The sequence below is a fragment of the Erythrobacter sp. JB3-1 genome, from assembly GCF_057364995.1.
Genome location: NZ_CP200289.1, coordinates 76491 through 93802 on the forward strand (window position 1 = coordinate 76491; position 17312 = coordinate 93802).

15 protein-coding genes, 1 tRNA gene and 1 pseudogene are annotated in these 17312 nt (G+C 58.6%); 8 read left to right on the forward strand and 9 right to left on the reverse strand.

Going from position 1 to position 17312, the window contains the following annotated elements:
* Window positions 1-22: 22 nt before the first annotated feature.
* Window positions 23-2453, reverse strand: a pseudogene (hrpB, locus tag AC0V6M_RS00345) (ATP-dependent helicase HrpB).
* Between the two features lie 8 nt (window positions 2454-2461).
* The gene (locus AC0V6M_RS00350; RefSeq protein WP_486136887.1) at window positions 2462-3475 is read right to left on the reverse strand and encodes a polyprenyl synthetase family protein; all 1014 of its coding nucleotides are present in this window, start codon (window positions 3473-3475) and stop codon (window positions 2462-2464) included.
* Between the two features lie 64 nt (window positions 3476-3539).
* Between AC0V6M_RS00350 and AC0V6M_RS00355 the strand changes: the two genes are divergently transcribed.
* Complete coding sequence (locus AC0V6M_RS00355; protein WP_486139541.1) at window positions 3540-3857, forward strand: chorismate mutase; 318 nt, start codon at window positions 3540-3542, stop codon at window positions 3855-3857.
* Between the two features lie 14 nt (window positions 3858-3871).
* Here the strand turns inward: AC0V6M_RS00355 and AC0V6M_RS00360 are convergent, their stop codons facing one another.
* From AC0V6M_RS00360 to AC0V6M_RS00370, 3 genes are all read right to left on the reverse strand, one after another.
* Window positions 3872-5248: a sensor histidine kinase gene (locus AC0V6M_RS00360; protein ID WP_486139542.1), complete on the reverse strand. Its 1377-nt coding sequence runs from the start codon at window positions 5246-5248 to the stop codon at window positions 3872-3874.
* Window positions 5249-5330: 82 nt separating this feature from the next.
* On the reverse strand, window positions 5331-6008 hold the full coding sequence (locus AC0V6M_RS00365; RefSeq protein WP_472639193.1) for a response regulator transcription factor: 678 nt from the start codon (window positions 6006-6008) through the stop codon (window positions 5331-5333).
* Between the two features lie 126 nt (window positions 6009-6134).
* Window positions 6135-6452 carry a PepSY domain-containing protein gene (locus AC0V6M_RS00370; RefSeq protein WP_486139543.1) on the reverse strand — a complete coding sequence of 106 codons (318 nt, stop codon included), beginning with the start codon at window positions 6450-6452 and terminating at the stop codon, window positions 6135-6137.
* Between the two features lie 152 nt (window positions 6453-6604).
* Between AC0V6M_RS00370 and AC0V6M_RS00375 the strand changes: the two genes are divergently transcribed.
* The 3 genes from AC0V6M_RS00375 to AC0V6M_RS00385 are packed head-to-tail and all read left to right on the forward strand — an operon-like array spanning window position 6605 to window position 9378.
* A complete protein-coding gene (locus AC0V6M_RS00375; RefSeq protein WP_486139544.1) occupies window positions 6605-8413 on the forward strand; it encodes an ABC-F family ATP-binding cassette domain-containing protein in 1809 nt (602 codons plus the stop codon).
* Window positions 8410-8985, forward strand: a complete 576-nt coding sequence (locus AC0V6M_RS00380; protein WP_486136888.1) for a uracil-DNA glycosylase family protein — start codon at window positions 8410-8412, stop codon at window positions 8983-8985. The genes AC0V6M_RS00375 and AC0V6M_RS00380 overlap by 4 nt, the downstream gene beginning before the upstream one ends.
* A 42-nt stretch (window positions 8986-9027) precedes the next feature.
* Window positions 9028-9378 (forward strand): SnoaL-like domain-containing protein, encoded by a 351-nt coding sequence (locus AC0V6M_RS00385; RefSeq protein WP_486136889.1) that lies wholly within the window; start codon window positions 9028-9030, stop codon window positions 9376-9378.
* Window positions 9379-9401: 23 nt separating this feature from the next.
* Here the strand turns inward: AC0V6M_RS00385 and AC0V6M_RS00390 are convergent, their stop codons facing one another.
* Window positions 9402-9887 carry a DUF6456 domain-containing protein gene (locus AC0V6M_RS00390; RefSeq protein WP_486136890.1) on the reverse strand — a complete coding sequence of 162 codons (486 nt, stop codon included), beginning with the start codon at window positions 9885-9887 and terminating at the stop codon, window positions 9402-9404.
* A gap of 100 nt (window positions 9888-9987) precedes the next feature.
* On the opposite strand from AC0V6M_RS00390, the gene AC0V6M_RS00395 reads away from it, so the two are divergent.
* Both AC0V6M_RS00395 and AC0V6M_RS00400 read left to right on the forward strand, forming a co-directional pair.
* The gene (locus tag AC0V6M_RS00395; RefSeq protein ID WP_486136891.1) at window positions 9988-10569 is read left to right on the forward strand and encodes a helix-turn-helix domain-containing protein; all 582 of its coding nucleotides are present in this window, start codon (window positions 9988-9990) and stop codon (window positions 10567-10569) included.
* Window positions 10570-10577: 8 nt separating this feature from the next.
* Window positions 10578-11777 carry a glycosyltransferase gene (locus tag AC0V6M_RS00400; RefSeq protein WP_486136892.1) on the forward strand — a complete coding sequence of 400 codons (1200 nt, stop codon included), beginning with the start codon at window positions 10578-10580 and terminating at the stop codon, window positions 11775-11777.
* Window positions 11778-11791: 14 nt separating this feature from the next.
* Here AC0V6M_RS00400 and secF read toward each other — a convergent pair whose 3' ends face one another.
* The 3 genes from secF to yajC all read right to left on the reverse strand — a co-directional run bounded on the left by secF (window position 11792) and on the right by yajC (window position 14772).
* Complete coding sequence (gene secF / locus AC0V6M_RS00405; protein ID WP_486136893.1) at window positions 11792-12772, reverse strand: protein translocase subunit SecF; 981 nt, start codon at window positions 12770-12772, stop codon at window positions 11792-11794.
* Window positions 12773-12786: 14 nt separating this feature from the next.
* Window positions 12787-14385, reverse strand: a complete 1599-nt coding sequence (gene secD / locus AC0V6M_RS00410; protein WP_486136894.1) for a protein translocase subunit SecD — start codon at window positions 14383-14385, stop codon at window positions 12787-12789.
* 66 nt (window positions 14386-14451) lie between these two features.
* Entirely contained in the window at window positions 14452-14772 is a 321-nt protein-coding gene (yajC, locus tag AC0V6M_RS00415) for a preprotein translocase subunit YajC (RefSeq protein ID WP_486136895.1), read from the reverse strand.
* Between the two features lie 235 nt (window positions 14773-15007).
* Between yajC and AC0V6M_RS00420 the strand changes: the two genes are divergently transcribed.
* Together AC0V6M_RS00420 and AC0V6M_RS00425 are read left to right on the forward strand one after the other, a co-directional pair.
* Window positions 15008-15084, forward strand: a tRNA-Pro gene (locus tag AC0V6M_RS00420).
* Window positions 15085-15188: 104 nt separating this feature from the next.
* Window positions 15189-17306 (forward strand): TonB-dependent receptor plug domain-containing protein, encoded by a 2118-nt coding sequence (locus AC0V6M_RS00425; protein WP_486136896.1) that lies wholly within the window; start codon window positions 15189-15191, stop codon window positions 17304-17306.
* Window positions 17307-17312: the final 6 nt, after the last annotated feature.

The window sequence follows — 17312 nt, forward strand, 5'->3', positions numbered from 1 at the left end:
TTGCTTGCGCAATAGTCGAAACTCACTCGCGATTGAAGGCGTTTTTCGTCTTTAGGCTCGGCTTTTCGCTCCACGGCTGCTCAGGCCAGCGATGCTTGGGATAACGCCCCTTCATATCCTTCGCGACATCGGCCCAGCTGCCGCGCCAGAAACCCGGCAAATCGCGGGTCGATTGGATCGGACGTCCTGCGGGGCTGGTGAGCTTCAGCAGCAGAGGCGTTCCGCCAATCATGGGTTGGCTGTCGAGGCCAAACAAAGCCTGAACGCGCACCTCAACGCTAGGTGCATTATCGCTAGCATAGTCAATCGCGTGACGTGTCTGTGCGGGCGAAGTGAAGTGGGTAGGCGCTTCCTTTTCGAGCCTTTGCCGCTCGCCCCAATCGAGCTGTCCCAGAACTGCGTCTGTCAGCTGATCTGGCTTCAGGTTCAAATCGCGCCGCCCAGTCAGCAGCGGGACGAGCCACAGCTCTGCTGTCTCTGTCAGACCTGCCTCAGACAGGCCATGAACGCCGGCGTATTTACCACGCGCCAGCAGGGGCGCAGGAAGCAGTTCCCCCAGCCTTTCCAGAGCTTTATCCACAAGGGTGTCCACAAGCGCCTGTTCATCCGCATTCTCGTCTGGACCGCTTGCCAAAGTGATCGCCCCAAGCCGTGTCTCCCGGCGCGGCATCGCACGGCTTTTAGCCGCATCCCAATGGATGATAAGGCGCTCTTCTATCTTGGATTGGAGCGATCCGCCACTGTCTGGCGATGGTAGGACTGCAGCCGACATAATCCGAGCGCCCCTGGCTTGTCCGCTAGCCGCACCGATCACAATCCAATCGGCCCGCGCGATTGGCGAGGCCGGATCAAGTACGAAGCCGCGCCCGCCCGCCGACAGCCAATGCTCTCCGCTGCTATCGCGGCGTTTTGCAATCATATCTGGCCGGGCAAGAGCAAGGCATTCCTCAGCGGTGGCTTCGTCCCCGCTATTCACGCCCACCAGCGCGGCGGCCTTGCGCGCCCAGCCATCAGCAATTTTACGCGCAGAGCTCGCGCGTTTGCTATTGTCCGTGTTCCAGCGTGACAGCCTCTGAAGCAAGTCTTCGCCGCGCCCGCCCAGCCCGCGCTCTTGCAACAACATGATGAGCCGCGCGCTCGCTTCGCCCGCACCTCTTGCAGCGCCATAAAGCACCGTCGCAGCGTGATCGGGTGACATTGGCATTGCGGCAATTTTCTCGCCCCACTCAGTGATCGCGCCCTCGCCATCAATCGCACTCATTGCTTCCAGCCGTTGACGCGCGCTCGCAACGGCCGCGTCAGGCGGGGCATCCAGCCAAGCGAGCGAAGCGGGATCTCGCGTGCCCCATGCGGCGAGCGACAATACCAGCGGCGCAAGATCAGCGCTGGTAATTTCCGGCGGCGCAAATGCCTGCCGTCCCGCATGACCATGCTCCTCCCACAAGCGGTATGCAACGCCGGGCCCTTGCCGCGCAGCCCGCCCTGCTCGCTGGGTCGCCGCCGCTTGGCTCGCGGCTCTTGTCACCAACCGCTGCATCCCTGCCGCCGCGTCAAACTCAGCGTAGCGCGCAAGGCCGCAATCGACGACGATCGACACGCCATCCAGCGTCAGTGATGTCTCTGCAATCGCGCTGGCGAGAACAATACGCCGCCGCCCTTGCGGATCGCGCTTTATCGCTGCGCGCTGGCTAGCAGGATCAACCTGGCCATGAAGCGGCAAAATTGGTGTGTCTGGCAGGCGCTCCTCAAGCCGCTCTCGAACACGCTCGATCTCACGCACGCCCGGTAGGAACGCGAGAATATCGCCCTCATCATTCTCCCGCCGCGCTTTGAGCACCGCCTCCACCATCTGCGCCTCAATAGGCTGCGCCGGATTGCTGCCTAACCACCTCAAAGTGAGCGGGAAGCTGCGCCCTTTGCTCTCGATAACCGGCGCATCTTTGCCGAGCAGACTGAGAAAAACGCGCGCCATCAATCGTCGCCGACATGGCCAAAACGCGCAAATCCTCGCGCAGGACGCTGCGTGCCTCTAGCGCAAGTGCCAACCCGAGATCGCAATCCAAATGCCGCTCATGCGCCTCATCAAACAGGACCGCTGAGACACCGGGCAGCTCCGGATCGGCCAGCACGCGATTGACGAATATACCCTCTGTCACGACCAGAATTCGGGTCCTCGCAGAGCTCTTGCTATCGAGCCTAGTGGAGTAGCCGATGGTCTCGCCCGGCTTCTCGCCCAGCATCTGCGCCATCCGCTCAGCAGCCGCGCGCGCAGCGGCGCGCCGCGGGCTGGTCAGAATGATTTGGCCGGTGCACCATTCCTCGCTCAGCAGAGCTGGCGCAACGGCGGTTGTCTTACCCGCCCCCGGCGGCGCAATCAGCACAGCCGCCCCGTGCGCAGCCAAAGCTGCGCGCAGGTCTGGCAATACGTGGTTTATGGGTAGCTGTGGGTCCAAGACCCTGCTCAATATCCCCGTGCGACAGCGAACTGAGCCGCTTCGGCCATCGCCGCGCGCGCCTTGCTGTCAGGAAAGATCGAGATTGCATCAATTGCTCGCTGGGCAAAGTGCTTCGCCCGCTCGCGCGTGTCATCCAGCGCATTGTGACGCTCGATCAGCTCAATCGCGTGGGCCAAATCCTCGTCTGAGGTTCGGTGCCCGCCAACCGCAGCCTTCCAAAACTTGCGTTCTTCCTCATCGCCGCGCGCGAAGGCGAGGATCACCGGCAGGGTCATCTTGCCCTCGCGGAAGTCGTCGCCCTGATCCTTGCCCATTTCGTCCGCATCAGAATCGTAATCGATCGCATCATCGACGAGCTGGAATGCAACGCCCAGATTCCGGCCATAATCTTCCAGAGCGCGTTCTTGCTCTTCGCTACATTCGGCAACGACTGCGCTGATCTGACTGGCAGCGGCAAACAGAGCCGCGGTCTTTGCGCCAATGATGTGCAGATATTGCTCTTCGCTGGTCTTGATCTGGCGCTGAGCCGTCGGCTGCGAAACTTCGCCCTCTGCAATCACCGCGCTGGCGTGGCTCAATATCTTGAGCACTTTCAAACTGCCGTCTTCGGTCATCAGCTCAAACGCGCGGCTGAACAGGAAGTCGCCGACCAAAACCGTCGCGGGATTGCCGAAAATGATATTGGCTGCGGCCTTGCCCCGGCGCAGTTCGCTGCCGTCGACCACATCATCGTGGAGAAGTGTGGCGGTGTGAATAAATTCCACAGCGGCAGCGAGCTTGTGATGGCGGTCGCCCTGATAGCCAACCAGCTCCGCCCCGGCGAGCGTCAACATCGGGCGCAAACGCTTGCCCCCGCCAGATATCAAATGACCTGCAAGGCGCGGGATCAAGGGGATCTCGCTCTGCATCCGCTCCAGGATCACGGTGTTGACGGAATTCATGCCCGGCGCTGTCAGGGACAGCATCGGATCAAGCGTAGGCCGCTTTCCGCGCGGCAATTGAACCACTTCAGCGCTCATATTTGCGCTGTGCGCGAGGCTCGCGCGCTTGGCAAGCGCTCAATTGCTGCTAGTTTTGCACGATATGTCCAATGATGCGCACCTACCGAACGAGCCTGATCCGATCCTTGCCGGATTTCGCAAGAGTATCGATAATATCGATGCGGCACTGATCCACATTCTCGCCGAGCGGTTTCGCATCACTCAGGCGGTGGGAGAGTATAAGGCAAAGGCGACTTTGCCGCCCGCTGATCCCGATCGCGAGCAGCGCCAGATTGATCGATTGCGCGCGCTGTCAGAAGACGCCAATCTCGACCCGGAATTTAGCGAGAAGTTCCTGCGCTTCATCATCGATGAGGTTATTCGCCACCACGAAAAGGCGCGCGAGGACCAGCAAGGCTAAGATTTCGCTCGGCGCTATGCGCGCGGCAGGCCCAGCTTGATAAGCACGCCGCCGAGGTCTTCGCTTTCCTCAATCTCCACGCCGCCGCCGTAAATCTCGGCAACATCGCGTACGATGGCTAGCCCCAGCCCAGTGCCAGGCTTACCAGTGTCCAGCCGGGCACCGCGATCAAAAATGCGCTCCCGCTCAGCCTCGGGAATGCCCATCCCGTCATCTTCTACCCAGATGACGCATGGCGCACCTTTGGCTTCGTCTTCGCTTTCGGCATCCACGGTAACAAAGACGCTGCCGCCGCCATATTTCGCTGCGTTCTCGATCAGGTTGCCGAGGATTTCATCCAAGTCCTGACGCTCAATCGCAACAATAGCGGTGCGATTGCCGGCAATATCGATGCGCGCCTGCGGATAGAGGCGTTCAACCGCGCGGCGCACTGCCTCTGCACTGTCAAAAATGCTGGTGCGCGCGTGGCCAACGGCCCGCCTGCCAACCGCGCGAGCGCGGGCGAGATGGTGATCAACATGCCGCTGCATTGTGCGCGTCTCACGGATTACCGCATCTCCCAAATCAGGTGCACGGGCCGTGGCGGCGTTGGTGAGAACCGTTAGCGGTGTCTTCAGCGCATGGGCCAAATTGCCCGCATGTGTGCGCGCTTCCTCGGCCTGCTTTTCCGAGTGCTCCAGCAGACCGTTGAGCTCTTGCACCAATGGCTGGACTTCGGTCGGCAGAGGCTCTGAAATCCTGTTCTCACCCGTTGAGCGCAAATTCTGGATGGCCGCACGCACCCGGCGAAGCGGCGAGAGGCCGACACGAATTTGCAGCAAGGCCATCGCCAGCAAGCCAAACCCGAGAACAGCAAAGCTCCAAGCCAGGATCGAGCGGATATTGGTGACCTGCGCTTCGAGTTCTTCCGTCGCAGAGGCAACTGCAAAGGTCCACCGCGTCTCACTCGCGGGCAAGATCACTGTGCGCTCAACAATGCGTAGAGGCTCCCCTTCGAATTGATCCGAGTCGTAGAAATGCGGATTGTTGTCGAAGTGGTCTGCCCTCAGCTCCAGCGGGCTGTCCCACAGGCTGCGCGAGGTAAACGGCGCAAATCCCTCTCCGCTTACCTGCCAATAGACGCCGCTATTGGGCTCAAAAAAGCGTTGGTCGCCCAGTTCATTGTAGAGATAGACATCGCCTTGAGGATCGATCTCTGCCGAGGCGATCAGCGCGGTCAAAACATATTCGAGCTGATTGTCGAAGTTCCGTTCAACCTGGCTAGTCAGAGTGCGATCCAGCGCAATGCCGCCGACCAGGAGCAGCACGAAAATCCAGCCAGCCGCGATGAGGCCCATGCGGCGTGCAAGGCTGCCGGTTTGGAGCCGAGCCTGCACCGCATCTGCCGCCATTGCAGGCGAAGCGCCCTCCACGTCAGCCGCAGTCACCGCCTCTGCCCCGCTGGTTTGCGAAGCGGATTCGGTGCCCTGCGAACTAAGCGCGGGGCGCGTCTGCGGGATCGTCGAGGCTATAACCAAGGCCACGGATCGTCGTTATCACTTCTGCGCCGAGTTTCTTGCGAATACGCGTCACGAACACTTCAATCGTGTTTGAATCGCGATCAAAGTCCTGATCATAGATGTGCTCAATCAGCTCGGTCCGGCTTACCACCTTGCCTTTGTGATGCATCAAATAGCTCAGGAGTTTGTATTCCTGAGCCGTCAGCTTCACAGGCTCTCCTTTGAGAGTCACCCGGCCAGAACGGGTGTCCAGCCGCACTTGGCCGGCTGTCAACTCGGAAGAGGTGTTGCCCGAGGCACGCCTGATCAGCGCGCGAAGGCGGGCAATCAGCTCTTCTGTTTGGAATGGTTTCGCAAGATAATCATCCGCGCCTGCATCCAGCCCCGCGACCTTGTCAGACCAGCTGTCCCGCGCTGTCAGAACCAGCACAGGAAACTCGCGGCCTTCCTTGCGCCACATTCCCAGCACCGACAGACCATCAATCTCTGGCAGGCCCAGATCGAGAATTACGGCGTCGTAATCCTCTGTGCTCCCCAAAAAGTGGCCGTCTTCGCCATCGGTGGAGAGATCGACCGCATAGCCGGTCTGCTCCAATGTGGATTTCAATTGCTGGCCAAGTGTCGGTTCGTCTTCGACAATCAGAATGCGCATATTTCTGTCTGGTCCCTGGATCGGTGCCTGAAAAGTGAAGTGATCTGGTGCGCCTTTACGCAAAACGCGTCAAGCGAGCGGAGCGAATTGCACCCCGATTGCACCTAATCCTGAGAGGAAAATCCGTCAGCGAGAGCGATTGATGATGCGCCCTGTGCGAGCATCGACATCGACGAAGGTCACGCGGCCATCTTTAATAAATTTCAGGCGATAGGCGCGTGCGGTGGAATCGTAAGCCGGGCCGAGGTATTCGCTGCCCTTCATCCGGGGCAATACCCGCGCCTCGATCTGGCGCAGCGACATTTGATTGCCAGCCCGCATTTCCTTGCGCGCATTGCTCTGATCAGTCTGCGCCTGCGCAGTCGCCGCGAGCGAAGGAGCGGCCGTAATTCCAGCCATAGCCAGGGCGGCAAAAGCGCCAAAAAGTGAGATACCGCGTTTCATGATGCTGCCCTGTTTAATGGTCACGCGTTGAACACGCCGTGAATAAAGCCGCTGCGCAGCGTTCAGGCAAGGAAATTGCAACACGCATTGGCGAGGTAATCGTATGCAAGGCGCTTGCCCGAGCTTTGCCAAGCCCCTACCGCCCGCTCGTTATGGCACAACCACCAATTCTCTCCTGGGAAGGGCTCGGTCTTCAGCAAGGTGGCCGCTGGCTGTTTGGCGGCCCCGGCACTGATGGGATCGACTTGCATGTCGCCCCGCGTGACCGCTTGGCGCTGATCGGGCGCAATGGTGCTGGTAAGACCACTCTACTCAAACTGATCGATGATCGGATTGAGGCTGACCGCGGCCTGCGCCGGATCAAACCCGGCGCGCGGCTGGTGTTCCTAGAGCAGGACCCTGACCTCAGCGCTTACGCCACCCTGATGGACTTCGCATTGTCTGGTGATGATGCACCAGAAGCCTATGAGGTCGAATCCATCGCCGGTCAGCTCGGTATCGCCATGGACCGACCGGCTGACACCGCCAGCGGAGGTGAACGCCGCCGCGCTGCGATTGCCCGCGCTCTGGCTCAAGACCCAGATATCCTGCTGCTTGATGAGCCAACCAACCACCTTGATCTGGGCGCAATTGACTGGCTCGAAGATTGGCTCAACCGCTACAAAGGCGCCTTCATCACGATCAGTCACGACCGGACGTTCCTAAAACGTCTGACCCGGGCGACCCTCTGGCTCGATCGCGGCAACCTGCGCCGCAAAGAGGTTGGCTTTGGCGGGTATGAAGCGTGGGAAGCAAGCGTCTATGCCGAGGAAACCCGCGCCGCTGAGAAGCTTGATGCGAAACTGAAACTTGAGGCGCATTGGCTTGAGCGCGGGGTAACTGCGAGGCGCAAACGTAATCAAGGCCGGCTGGAAAAACTGCACCAAATGCGGGCTGCGCGCGCGGCAATGATTTCCGACACCAACTCGGCAAAGTTGAAACTCGCCAATGATGACGATTTCAAATCGAAGTCGGTTATCGTGGCGGAGAAGGTCTCCAAATCCTTTGGTGAGCGCGACGTTATTAAGAACTTCTCGCTGCGCATTCAGCGCGGAGACCGAATCGGTATCGTCGGTGCGAATGGTGCGGGCAAGACGACGCTGCTCAAAATGCTCACTGGCGAGATAGAGCCAGACAGCGGGAGCGTTGAGCGGGCCCGCACACTGAGTGGCGTCATGATCGATCAGCAGCGCAAGTTGCTAAGCCCAGAGGCGAGCGTGCGCGACATTCTGGCCGAAGGCGGCGATTGGATCGACGTGCGCGGCGCACGCAAACACGTTCAAGCCTATCTTAAAGATTTCCTGTTTGACCCTGGCCTTGTCGACACCAAAGTCGCCAATCTTTCCGGTGGCGAACGTTCACGCCTGCTGCTCGCGCGTGAGTTTGCTCGCACCGCAAATCTGCTCGTGCTTGATGAGCCGACGAATGACCTCGATCTGGAAACGCTCGATCTGCTGCAAGAGGTGATCGCCGACTTCGATGGCACCGTGCTGATTGTCAGCCACGATCGCGACTTCCTCGACCGCACAGTGACCGTGACACTCGGCCTCGATGGATCAGGCAGCGTCGATGTGGTCGCGGGCGGTTATGAGGATTGGGAGCGCAAGCGCCGCAAGCCGGTCGCCGTGGGTGCGAAGAAGAACAAACCAGCCGCTGCACCCGCGTCGAAAAAACCTGATCAAACAAAGCCAGCAGGCAAGCTAAGCTTTAAGGATCAGCGCGATTATGAGCTGTTACCAGCCCGCATCGAAGAGCTGGAGGCGGCCATCGCCAAGGGTGAGAGCATTCTTTCAGACCCCGATCTTTTCAACACAGATCCGCAGCGCTTCACCAACATCTCGAAGGGTATTGAGAATGCCCGAAAAGAAAAAGATGACGCAGAGGAACGCTGGCTGATGCTGGCAGAAATGGCTGAGGAGTGAGCGCGGCTGAACTGCACGAGGAAATCGCCGCCTGCACAATCTGCGCGGAGCACCTGCCGCTAGGCCCGCGCCCGGTAGTCCAATTCTCCGAAAACAGCCGCGTGCTGATCATCGGCCAGGCGCCGGGCACAAAGGTCCACGCCAGCGGCGTCCCGTGGGACGATGACAGCGGGGACCGCCTGCGCGGATGGCTGGGCCTTGAGACATCCGACTTTTACGACGCGGACAAGATCGCGCTGATGCCGATGGGTTTCTGCTATCCGGGCAAAGCATCTGGCGGGGATCAGCCGCCGCGCAAGGAATGCGCGCCTCGGTGGCATGACCGGGTGCTGCGCGTACTGCCGACACAGCGCCTCACTCTGCTCGTCGGAGCTTACGCTCAAGCCTATTATTTGCCTGAAACAAAGAAGCTCTCCATGACCGAGCGTGTCAGGTGCTTTGCCGATTATGCTCCCTATTTTCCGCTGCCTCATCCCGCCTGGCGATCAGCAATTTGGATGCGCAAAAACCCATGGTTTGCAGAAGAAGTGCTGCCGGAATTGCGCCAACAAGTGGACGCGTTGCTGACATAATCAGCCGCTATTGCTAGCCCGAGAACACTTAGGAGAGCTGAGATGACGATTGAACAGACTGCCCAAGATTTCTTCAACGCGGTGAAAGAGGATCGCGAGGCTGACTACCAAGCCATGTGGTCCGATGACATTGTAAGCATGGAACCCGGCGATGGCCCCATGTCACATGTGCAAGGCCGCGACCAATTGCTCGAAAAGCACAAGTGGTGGAACGAAAATGCCGAAATGCATGGCTTTGATATGTCCGGTCCGTTTGTGGTCGGAGAGCAATTTGCCGTGAATTACTCAATGGACGTGACCATGATGGGCGAACGCACCCAATCATCGGAAACCGCTGTCTACACCGTCAAAGGTGGCAAGATTGCCGAAGAACGCTTCTTTTACAGCGGGTAACAACGGGACCTGTGCGCCCACCGCTAATTGATCCGATAATAGTCTGCGATACGATCCAGAGCGAGTTTCAGGACCAGTTTGCCGCTGCGCGCGGGCCAACCGAGGGTCTTTTCCGCCACTGGCAGACCCTCGCCTGCGCACACAACTCGCCAGAGGATGTCCTCCAGACCTTTGCCTGCCTGCTGCAAAGCTTCGTCAAAACGGCGCTTGGCCGCGATCTGCTTTTCCCCGCTAGAAAGACCCTGCTCGCCGGTGGTTTTGATCCGCACCGGATCCCAGCGCATGGTGAGGTTCGCGGGCAGCTGGGCGCGCTCATAATCGGCGCGCAGTCGCTCACCCGCATCGTACAGCCGGTCCGAAATATGCCCGCGCGAATGCAGCCAACTGAGCGGGGATTCCGCCAAATTCATCGTCACACTGCGGCGTTTTCCTTTCGCCGTGCTTTTGCTCGACTGTTCCCGCCTCGGCCCTTCGCGCGTCAATTCGCGCTCAACCAATTCTCTTCTCATCAAATCCCTCCTTGTGCGTAATCTCGTCAAAGGGCTTGCAATGCATTGGTTCGTGTAGGAAAGCTAAAATTACCAATTTGGTTCATTTGATAGGCAAGGCATGATCAATCGCATTCGCGACATTCGCAAAAGCAAGGGGCTAACGCTGGCAGAATTGGCCGAGGCTTGTGATCCGCCGACCACGGCGCAAACCATTGGCCGGCTAGAGACTGGGATGCGCAATCTCTCGCTCAAATGGATGGAACGGATTGCTGGCGCCCTTGGGGTGGATGCAGAGGCACTGGTTCGCTCCGAAGAAACTCCGCAAGCGCAGATCGTCGCTGAACTCACCGTGGCTGGCGCGGAGGCTCTCGAAAGCCCGCGTGAGGCCATACTGCCGACCGATCTCGCCTCCAGCGAAGGCGGCACAGCGCGCATGGTGCTAAGCGTCTCCGCCAGCATTGGAGAGTTTCGCCTTGGTGACTTGCTTTGGCTGCGGCAGCTATCGCCAGAGGACGCGGGAAGCGCGATCAATCGCGACTGCCTCGTTCCCAGACCTGGCGGGCGCTTCGCCTTTGGCCGCTTGATTGATCGCCGAGGCACTCTGGTGGGCATTCTTCCGCCTGGCGCTGGTGAAAAACAGCAGGTGGTCGATAACCCGCCGTGGATCGCGGTGGCTGATATGCTGGTGCGCCGCTTGTGAGCGAGCCCATGACCGCCGCGCCCAAACATGTCGTCTCAATATCCACCCTATTTCCAAACGAGGCGAACCCGCGCTTTGGCACCTTCGTTGCGCGCTCACTAGAGGCGCTCGCCAAACGCGGCGACTGGCGCGTCAGCGTTATCAATCCGCTCGGCATTCCGCCGATTGCACTGGGCCGTTACCGCGCGCTCGCTAAACTGCCCGAACACTCGATCGAAGGCGGAATTGAGGTCTATCGGCCCCGCTTCACTTTGATTCCAAAGATGGGCGCGCGCCGCAATGCCAGCGCTATCGCGAAGGCCACTCTACCGCTGATCAAGCGTATTCATGAACTCGATCCTATCCACGTAATCGATGCGCAATTCTTCTTTCCAGATGGCCCAGCGGCAGCCTGGATTGCCGAGCAAATGCAATTGCCCCTGTCGATCAAAGCGCGCGGTGCCGACATCAGCTATTGGTGCGGGCGCGACTTCGCCCGTGAGCAAATTCTTGAAGCCGCAGAGCGCGCCGATGGCATCCTCTCGGTCAGTGAGGCGCTGCGCGAAGACATGGTCGCCTTGGGCATGAAGCGCAGCAAGATCCGCCTGCATTACACCGGGCTCGACCGTGACCGGTTTCGCCCGCTTGATCACACTGGCCTTAGGGCAAAACTGGCGCAGGAACTCGGCTTTGATCTGCCCGAGAAAGTGCCACTGCTTAGCTGCATTGGCGCTCTAGTTGAGCGCAAGGGTCAAGACATCGCGATTGGTGCTCTGCCCTCTCTGCCTGAGGCGCGCCTAATCCTGATCGGCAAGGGTGAGGATGAACGGCATTTGCGCAGCCTAGCAAGCGATCTGGGCGTGGCGGACCGCGTGCATTTTGCAGGCTCAATCGACCATGACCTGCTGCCAATCGTCCTTTCAGCCTCCAATGCGATGGTCCTGCCCACACGCAGCGAAGGCCTCGCCAATGCATGGGTCGAAGCGCTCGCCTGCGGGACCCGGGTGATCACTTGCGACGTCGGCGGCGCACGCGAAATTATTACCAGCGATGTGGCGGGTTATTTGATTGAGCGCACGCCGGAAGGCGTGGTGGACGCGGTCCAATCCCTAATGGCGAAACCCGCCGACAGGCAGCAGGTTGCCACGATGGCAGAGCGTTTCAACTGGACAACCAATGGGGCGCAGCTAGCCGAGCACTATGCCAAGCTAGCGGGCACCAAACCCTAACGATCGAAGCGCGTTTACGCTTCGCCGCGAGCGATCTTTTCCTGCCGCTCTTCCTTGGTTTCTTGAGGCACAAAGCTGTTCGAGGTAACACCCATCCAAATCAGAACCGGTGCAGCCAAGTAGACGCTGGAATAGGTACCGATAAACAGACCAGCGGTGATCGCCGCGACCAAGCCGAACAGGCTTGCTGGACCGATCAGCAGCAATGGAACAAGTGCGACCAGAAGGGTTAGCGAGGTCATCACCGTCCGTGCCAGAGTCTCATTGACCGAGAGATCGAGCAACTCTGGCAGAGGCATCTTGCGATACTTCTTCAGGTTCTCACGAATGCGGTCGTAGACCACAATCGTATCGTTCAACGAGTACCCAATAATCGCCAAAATCGCGGCAATAATCTGGAGGCTAAACTCGAGCTGGAACAGGGCGAACATGCCCAGGGTCACCGAGACATCGTGGAACAAGGCGAACAGCGCGCCGACGCCAAACTGCCATTCAAACCGGACCCAGATATAGAGCGCAACTGCAAGCATGGCAGCGAGCAGCGCCAGCACGGCATCCTGACGAAACTCGCCGGAAACCTTGCCGGACACCGAGTCCACGCCGTCGATCCGAATATCGGAATAGTCTGATTTGAGACTGTCCGTGATTGCAGTCGTCATCTCGGCTGCGAACTCGGGATTGCCTTCCGCCTCTGGCGGCAGCTTCACCCGAATAGAAACTTCGTTGGGCGCACCAAAGGTTTGCACCACAGGCGAGCCGACATTTTCCAATGCGCCCACACTCTCGCGCAGCTCCGCAATCGGAGCCTCTTCGGTTTGCGTGAAGGTCGCGCGGATTTCCTGACCACCTGCGAAATCAACGCCGTAATTGAGGCCGTTGACCAACACCAATGCCCAGCTTGCCGCGATCAGCAGCAGGCTGAAAATGAAGAATGGCACCCGCAAACGCAGGAACTTGATGTTGGTGTTTTCAGGGACGAGTTTGAGCAGTTTCATGTCTAATCGCCCTTTTAAATGCTAATGTCGCTGGGGCGCGTTTTACGCAGCCATCCGGCGACCCACATGCGGGTTAGGACAAGCGCGGTGAAGACGCTGGTGAACAGCCCGATCACGAGCACGACGGCGAAGCCGCGCACCGGACCAGAGCCGAACAGGAACAGCAAGACACCGGCGATGAAGTTGGTGATGTTGGCATCGTAAATCGCGCGGCTGGCCTCTTTATAGCCGTTCTCTACCGCTGCGACGACGCGCCTTCCGCGTTTCCGCTCCTCGCGTATTCGCTCGTTAATCAGAACGTTGGCGTCCACCGCCGCGCCGACCGTGATTACGAAGCCAGCGATGCCCGGCAAGGTCAACGTGGTGTTGAGACCAGCCATCAAGCCGAGGATGATCAGCACGTTGAACGCCAGAGCAATGGTCGCATAAATGCCGAAGCGGCCATAGGTCGCGACCATCAATGCGATCACCGCAACCGAGCCAATTAGCATAGCGAGCATGCCTTTGCGAATTGAATCGGCGCCAAGATCTGGACCAACTGTGCGTTCTTCGATCACAGCAAGCTCAACTGGTAGAGCGCCAGAATTCAGCGCAATCGCCAAGTCTGCCGCGCTTTGAGCGGTGAATGTGCCAGAAATCTGAGCCGAGCCGCCACAGATCGGCTCGTTGAAATTCGGCGCCGAGATGACTTTCTCATCGAGAATGATCGCGAATGGACGATCGACGTTCTCGGTGCTCAAGGTGCAGAACTTCGATGCGCCTTGTTGGTCAAACTGAATGTTGACGACGTTCTCATTGTTCTGCGGGTTCACGCCAGCCTGCGCGTTTGTCAGGCTGTCTCCGCGGATACCGCCCAACCGCCGCACGGCAACCATTTGGCCTGCTTGCGGCGTCTCATCTGAGTAGGGAAACGCCTGTGTACCCGGAGGAACAATGCCCGCCTGAACATCTGTTGGCAAAGCGTTGAGATCTACCAATTTGAATTCGAGCTTCGCGGTCTTACCAAGCAGTTCTTTCAATTGGTCGGGATCTTGAAGGCCCGGAACTTGGACAACGATACGCGTGTCGCCTTGGCGAATAATCGTCGGCTCGCGTGTGCCCAGTCCATCGATACGTTTGCGGACCACCTCGGTCGCGCTGTCCATCGCATCGGTAACGGCTTGTTCAATCCCATCTTCGGTCGGGGTGAGGACCATCCGCTGGCCATCGACCACCCTTAGATCCCATTCGCGCACCAGATTGGTGCCCATCATAACCGGCTCTAGCAGGCCGCGCGCACGATCAATGTCGGCTGGCGTGTCGAGCATGAACGACAGCTCGCCGCCCGAAGTAGAAATATCCCCGATCCGAATGCGCGGTTCCGCCCGGCGCATTTCGCCGCGAACGGTCTCTTCCATATTCTCAAGCCGCTGCGCCGCGACCTCGGCTGGGTCTGCCTCTAGCAGAATGTGGCTACCGCCAGCCAAATCCAAACCGAGATTGACCTGAGGGTTTGGCAGCGCCTCTGGCCATTCCACATTGGCGGCGGCAAACAGCGACGGCATGGCCGCCAGCACTGCGACAAATGTCAGGCCCCAGAGCCAGAACTTCTTCCATGTCGGAAAATCGAGCATTTTGGTTTCGTTCTAATCCGCGTGACAATGAATGGTAATGCGAGGGGTTGGCCCGGCGGCCCAAGATCAATCGTTGGCTGGCTTTCCGCCTGGCTGGATCACATCACCAATGGTGTGCTTCACAGCTTTCACGCGAACATCCTTGGCCAGTTCAAGCTCGACATTGTCGTCGGTCACCTTGAGCACCTTGCCGATAAGGCCGCCTGCAGTGACCACTTGGTCGCCCTTTTTCAGGCCTTCGACCTTTTGCTGATGCTCCTTTTGCCGCTTCATTTGCGGGCGGATAATCAGGAACCAGAAGATCAGGATCATGCCAAGGATTGGCAGCCATTGCAGCCATCCCGGAGGCGCATCCCCAGCGCCAGCAGCAGCAAGAATATCAAGCATGTCGAATTAGCCCGTCAAAAATACAAAATCGCAATCATGAAGGTGGAAATTCGCAGCGCCATCGCCCTGCATTCTCTCCGCCTTCATGGGTCAAGTGGGCGCGCCTAGCAGCAATGCAAGGGCCTCGCAATCGAAGGCCATTCAATGTGCCCAATGTGCGCACAATTTTCACTGCCCAATATGCGCGCTTGCATGGCCCATGGCCTCGCCCTATAGCGCAGCCTTCCACTGGTTCCGGGACGTAGCGCAGTCTGGTAGCGCATCACACTGGGGGTGTGGGGGTCGCTGGTTCGAATCCAGTCGTCCCGACCAGTGGAACGTTCGTCGAATTTTTGACGATTCCGCTTTCCAATCTGAAATTTCCATTCATGGGCCTTTTCGGAACTTGCGTTGGAAAGGCACGCTTGATGCACCCTATGGGCTCTAGATTTACTCTTTTGTGCGGCGCTGCGAGCGTTATTTGCGCTACGCCAGCTGCAGCCCAAAACGCGGCTGAGCCAGTCGCAACGCCCGGGCCTTCACAGTCTTCCGCCTCCGAGAATGCTGTTGATACTGGTGCCGACCCTGACGCCCGAGCCACCTTCACACTAGCAGATTTTGAACGTTTCGCCCCTCGCAATGCGCTGGACATGGCGCAACAGGTTCCCGGTTTCACCATCCGCGAAGGCGGCAATGATCGCGGGCTTGGACAAGCGGACACCAACGTTTTGATCAATGGACGCCGCATATCTGGCAAGTCGAACGGCCCGGTCGATGCTCTCCAACGCATCCCGGTCGAAGATGTCGTGCGGTTGGAGCTGGTTGACGGCGCCAGCCTCGATATCGGCGGATTGTCAGGCCAAGTTCTGAACGTAATCACCCAAAGTACAGGCCGCATCACGGGCCAGTTCCGTTATTCAGCAGAATGGCGTTCCTCGGGCGTCCCCTTTCGCTGGGGCGATGGCCAGGTCTCGCTGGCCGGGGGCGGTGAAAGGACGGAATGGACCCTCGCTCTTGAAAATGACGCTGGTCGGCGCGGTGATGCCGGAATTGAGCGCGTCTTCGATGGCGCAGACAATCTAATCGATACGAGGCGGGAAGGCTCGAACTTCAACTCAGATCGTATCACTCTATCTGGTTCTTTTGCTCGCATTGCCGTCAATAGCAACGTCTTGAATCTTACCGGGCAAGTTGGCGGTTTGTTGTTTAACCAGCGCGAGATTTCCGAGCGCTCCGGCACAATTTCTGTCAGCGACCGGCTTCGTGAGTTCACAGCAAGCGAAGACGAATTCAATTATGAACTGACCGCAGATTACAGCTTTGCCCTTGGCAGGGGGCAGCTCAAACTGATTGGCTTCACCCGCTACGAAGACAGTCCAACTCGCTCTGCAGTGCTGACAACTTTTGCCGATGGCTCCCCGCCCGAGGGCTCTGTTTTCACCCGCGATGCGGACGAAGGCGAGACTATCCTCCGCTCTGAGTACAGTTTTGCGGGCCTAGGCGGAGATTTCCAATTTGCGTTGGAAGGCGTACGCAACTTCCTGGACATCAATTCTACCTTTGAAGAGCGAGACGACAGCGGCGTTCTCCAACCGGTCGAATTTGAGGGAGCAACCGCTCGGGTTGAGGAAGACCGCGCTGAAACCAGCCTAACCTATAGCCGCGCTCTCTCTCCCAGCGTTCAATTGCAGGTCTCGGTTGGCGGCGAGTATTCCAAGATTCGCCAGTCGGGTGCCTTGGGGCAAACACGCAGCTTCCAACGTCCAAAAGGGTTTATCGCGCTCGACTGGAATGCCAATTCCAGCCTTGATCTATCAGGTAGGGTCGAACGCCAGGTCGGCCAGCTGAGCTTCTTCGATTTCATCGCCACGACCAATCTCGATCAAGACCGCACCAACGTAACCAATTCCAATCTGGTACCGCCGCAGAGCTGGCTATTCGAGGTGGAGGCCAGCCAGAGTTTTGGCGATTTGGGCTCGCTCAACCTGCGCGGCTTTTACGAAGACATTAGCGACATTGTTGACCTCATCCCGATTGAAGGTGGCGGACAGGCTCCGGGAAATATCGATAGCGCCTCAATCTATGGCCTATCCGGCGAGCTTACACTACTGTTCGACCCAATCGGCATCAAAGGTCTAAGGCTTGATACCGAAATCGAATATTCCAATAGCGAAGTGCTTGATCCTCTGCTGAGCACTCCGCGAGAGATTTCCGACCAACGCTACCTAGAATTTGAAGCCGAGCTGCGCCAAGATTTTACCGGGTCGGCTTGGGCGCTCGGCGCAGCTTTCTTTGCTGACGACAATAGAGCTACCGTTCGTTTGGATGAGATCGCAGATCGCACCGAAAGCCCAGGGTTCCTGCGAGTGTTCGTCGAGAACAAAGACGTCTTTGGACTGACAGTGCGCGGACGGATTGCCAATCTGCTCGACCGGCGCAACGATCTCGATCGCACGATCTTTGTCGACCGTGCGGCTGGTATCGTAGAATTTCGCGAAGAGCGCCGCCGCCGTTTTGGCACCATCTTCTCGATCGATATCGAGGGCTCTTTCTAGCGAAAG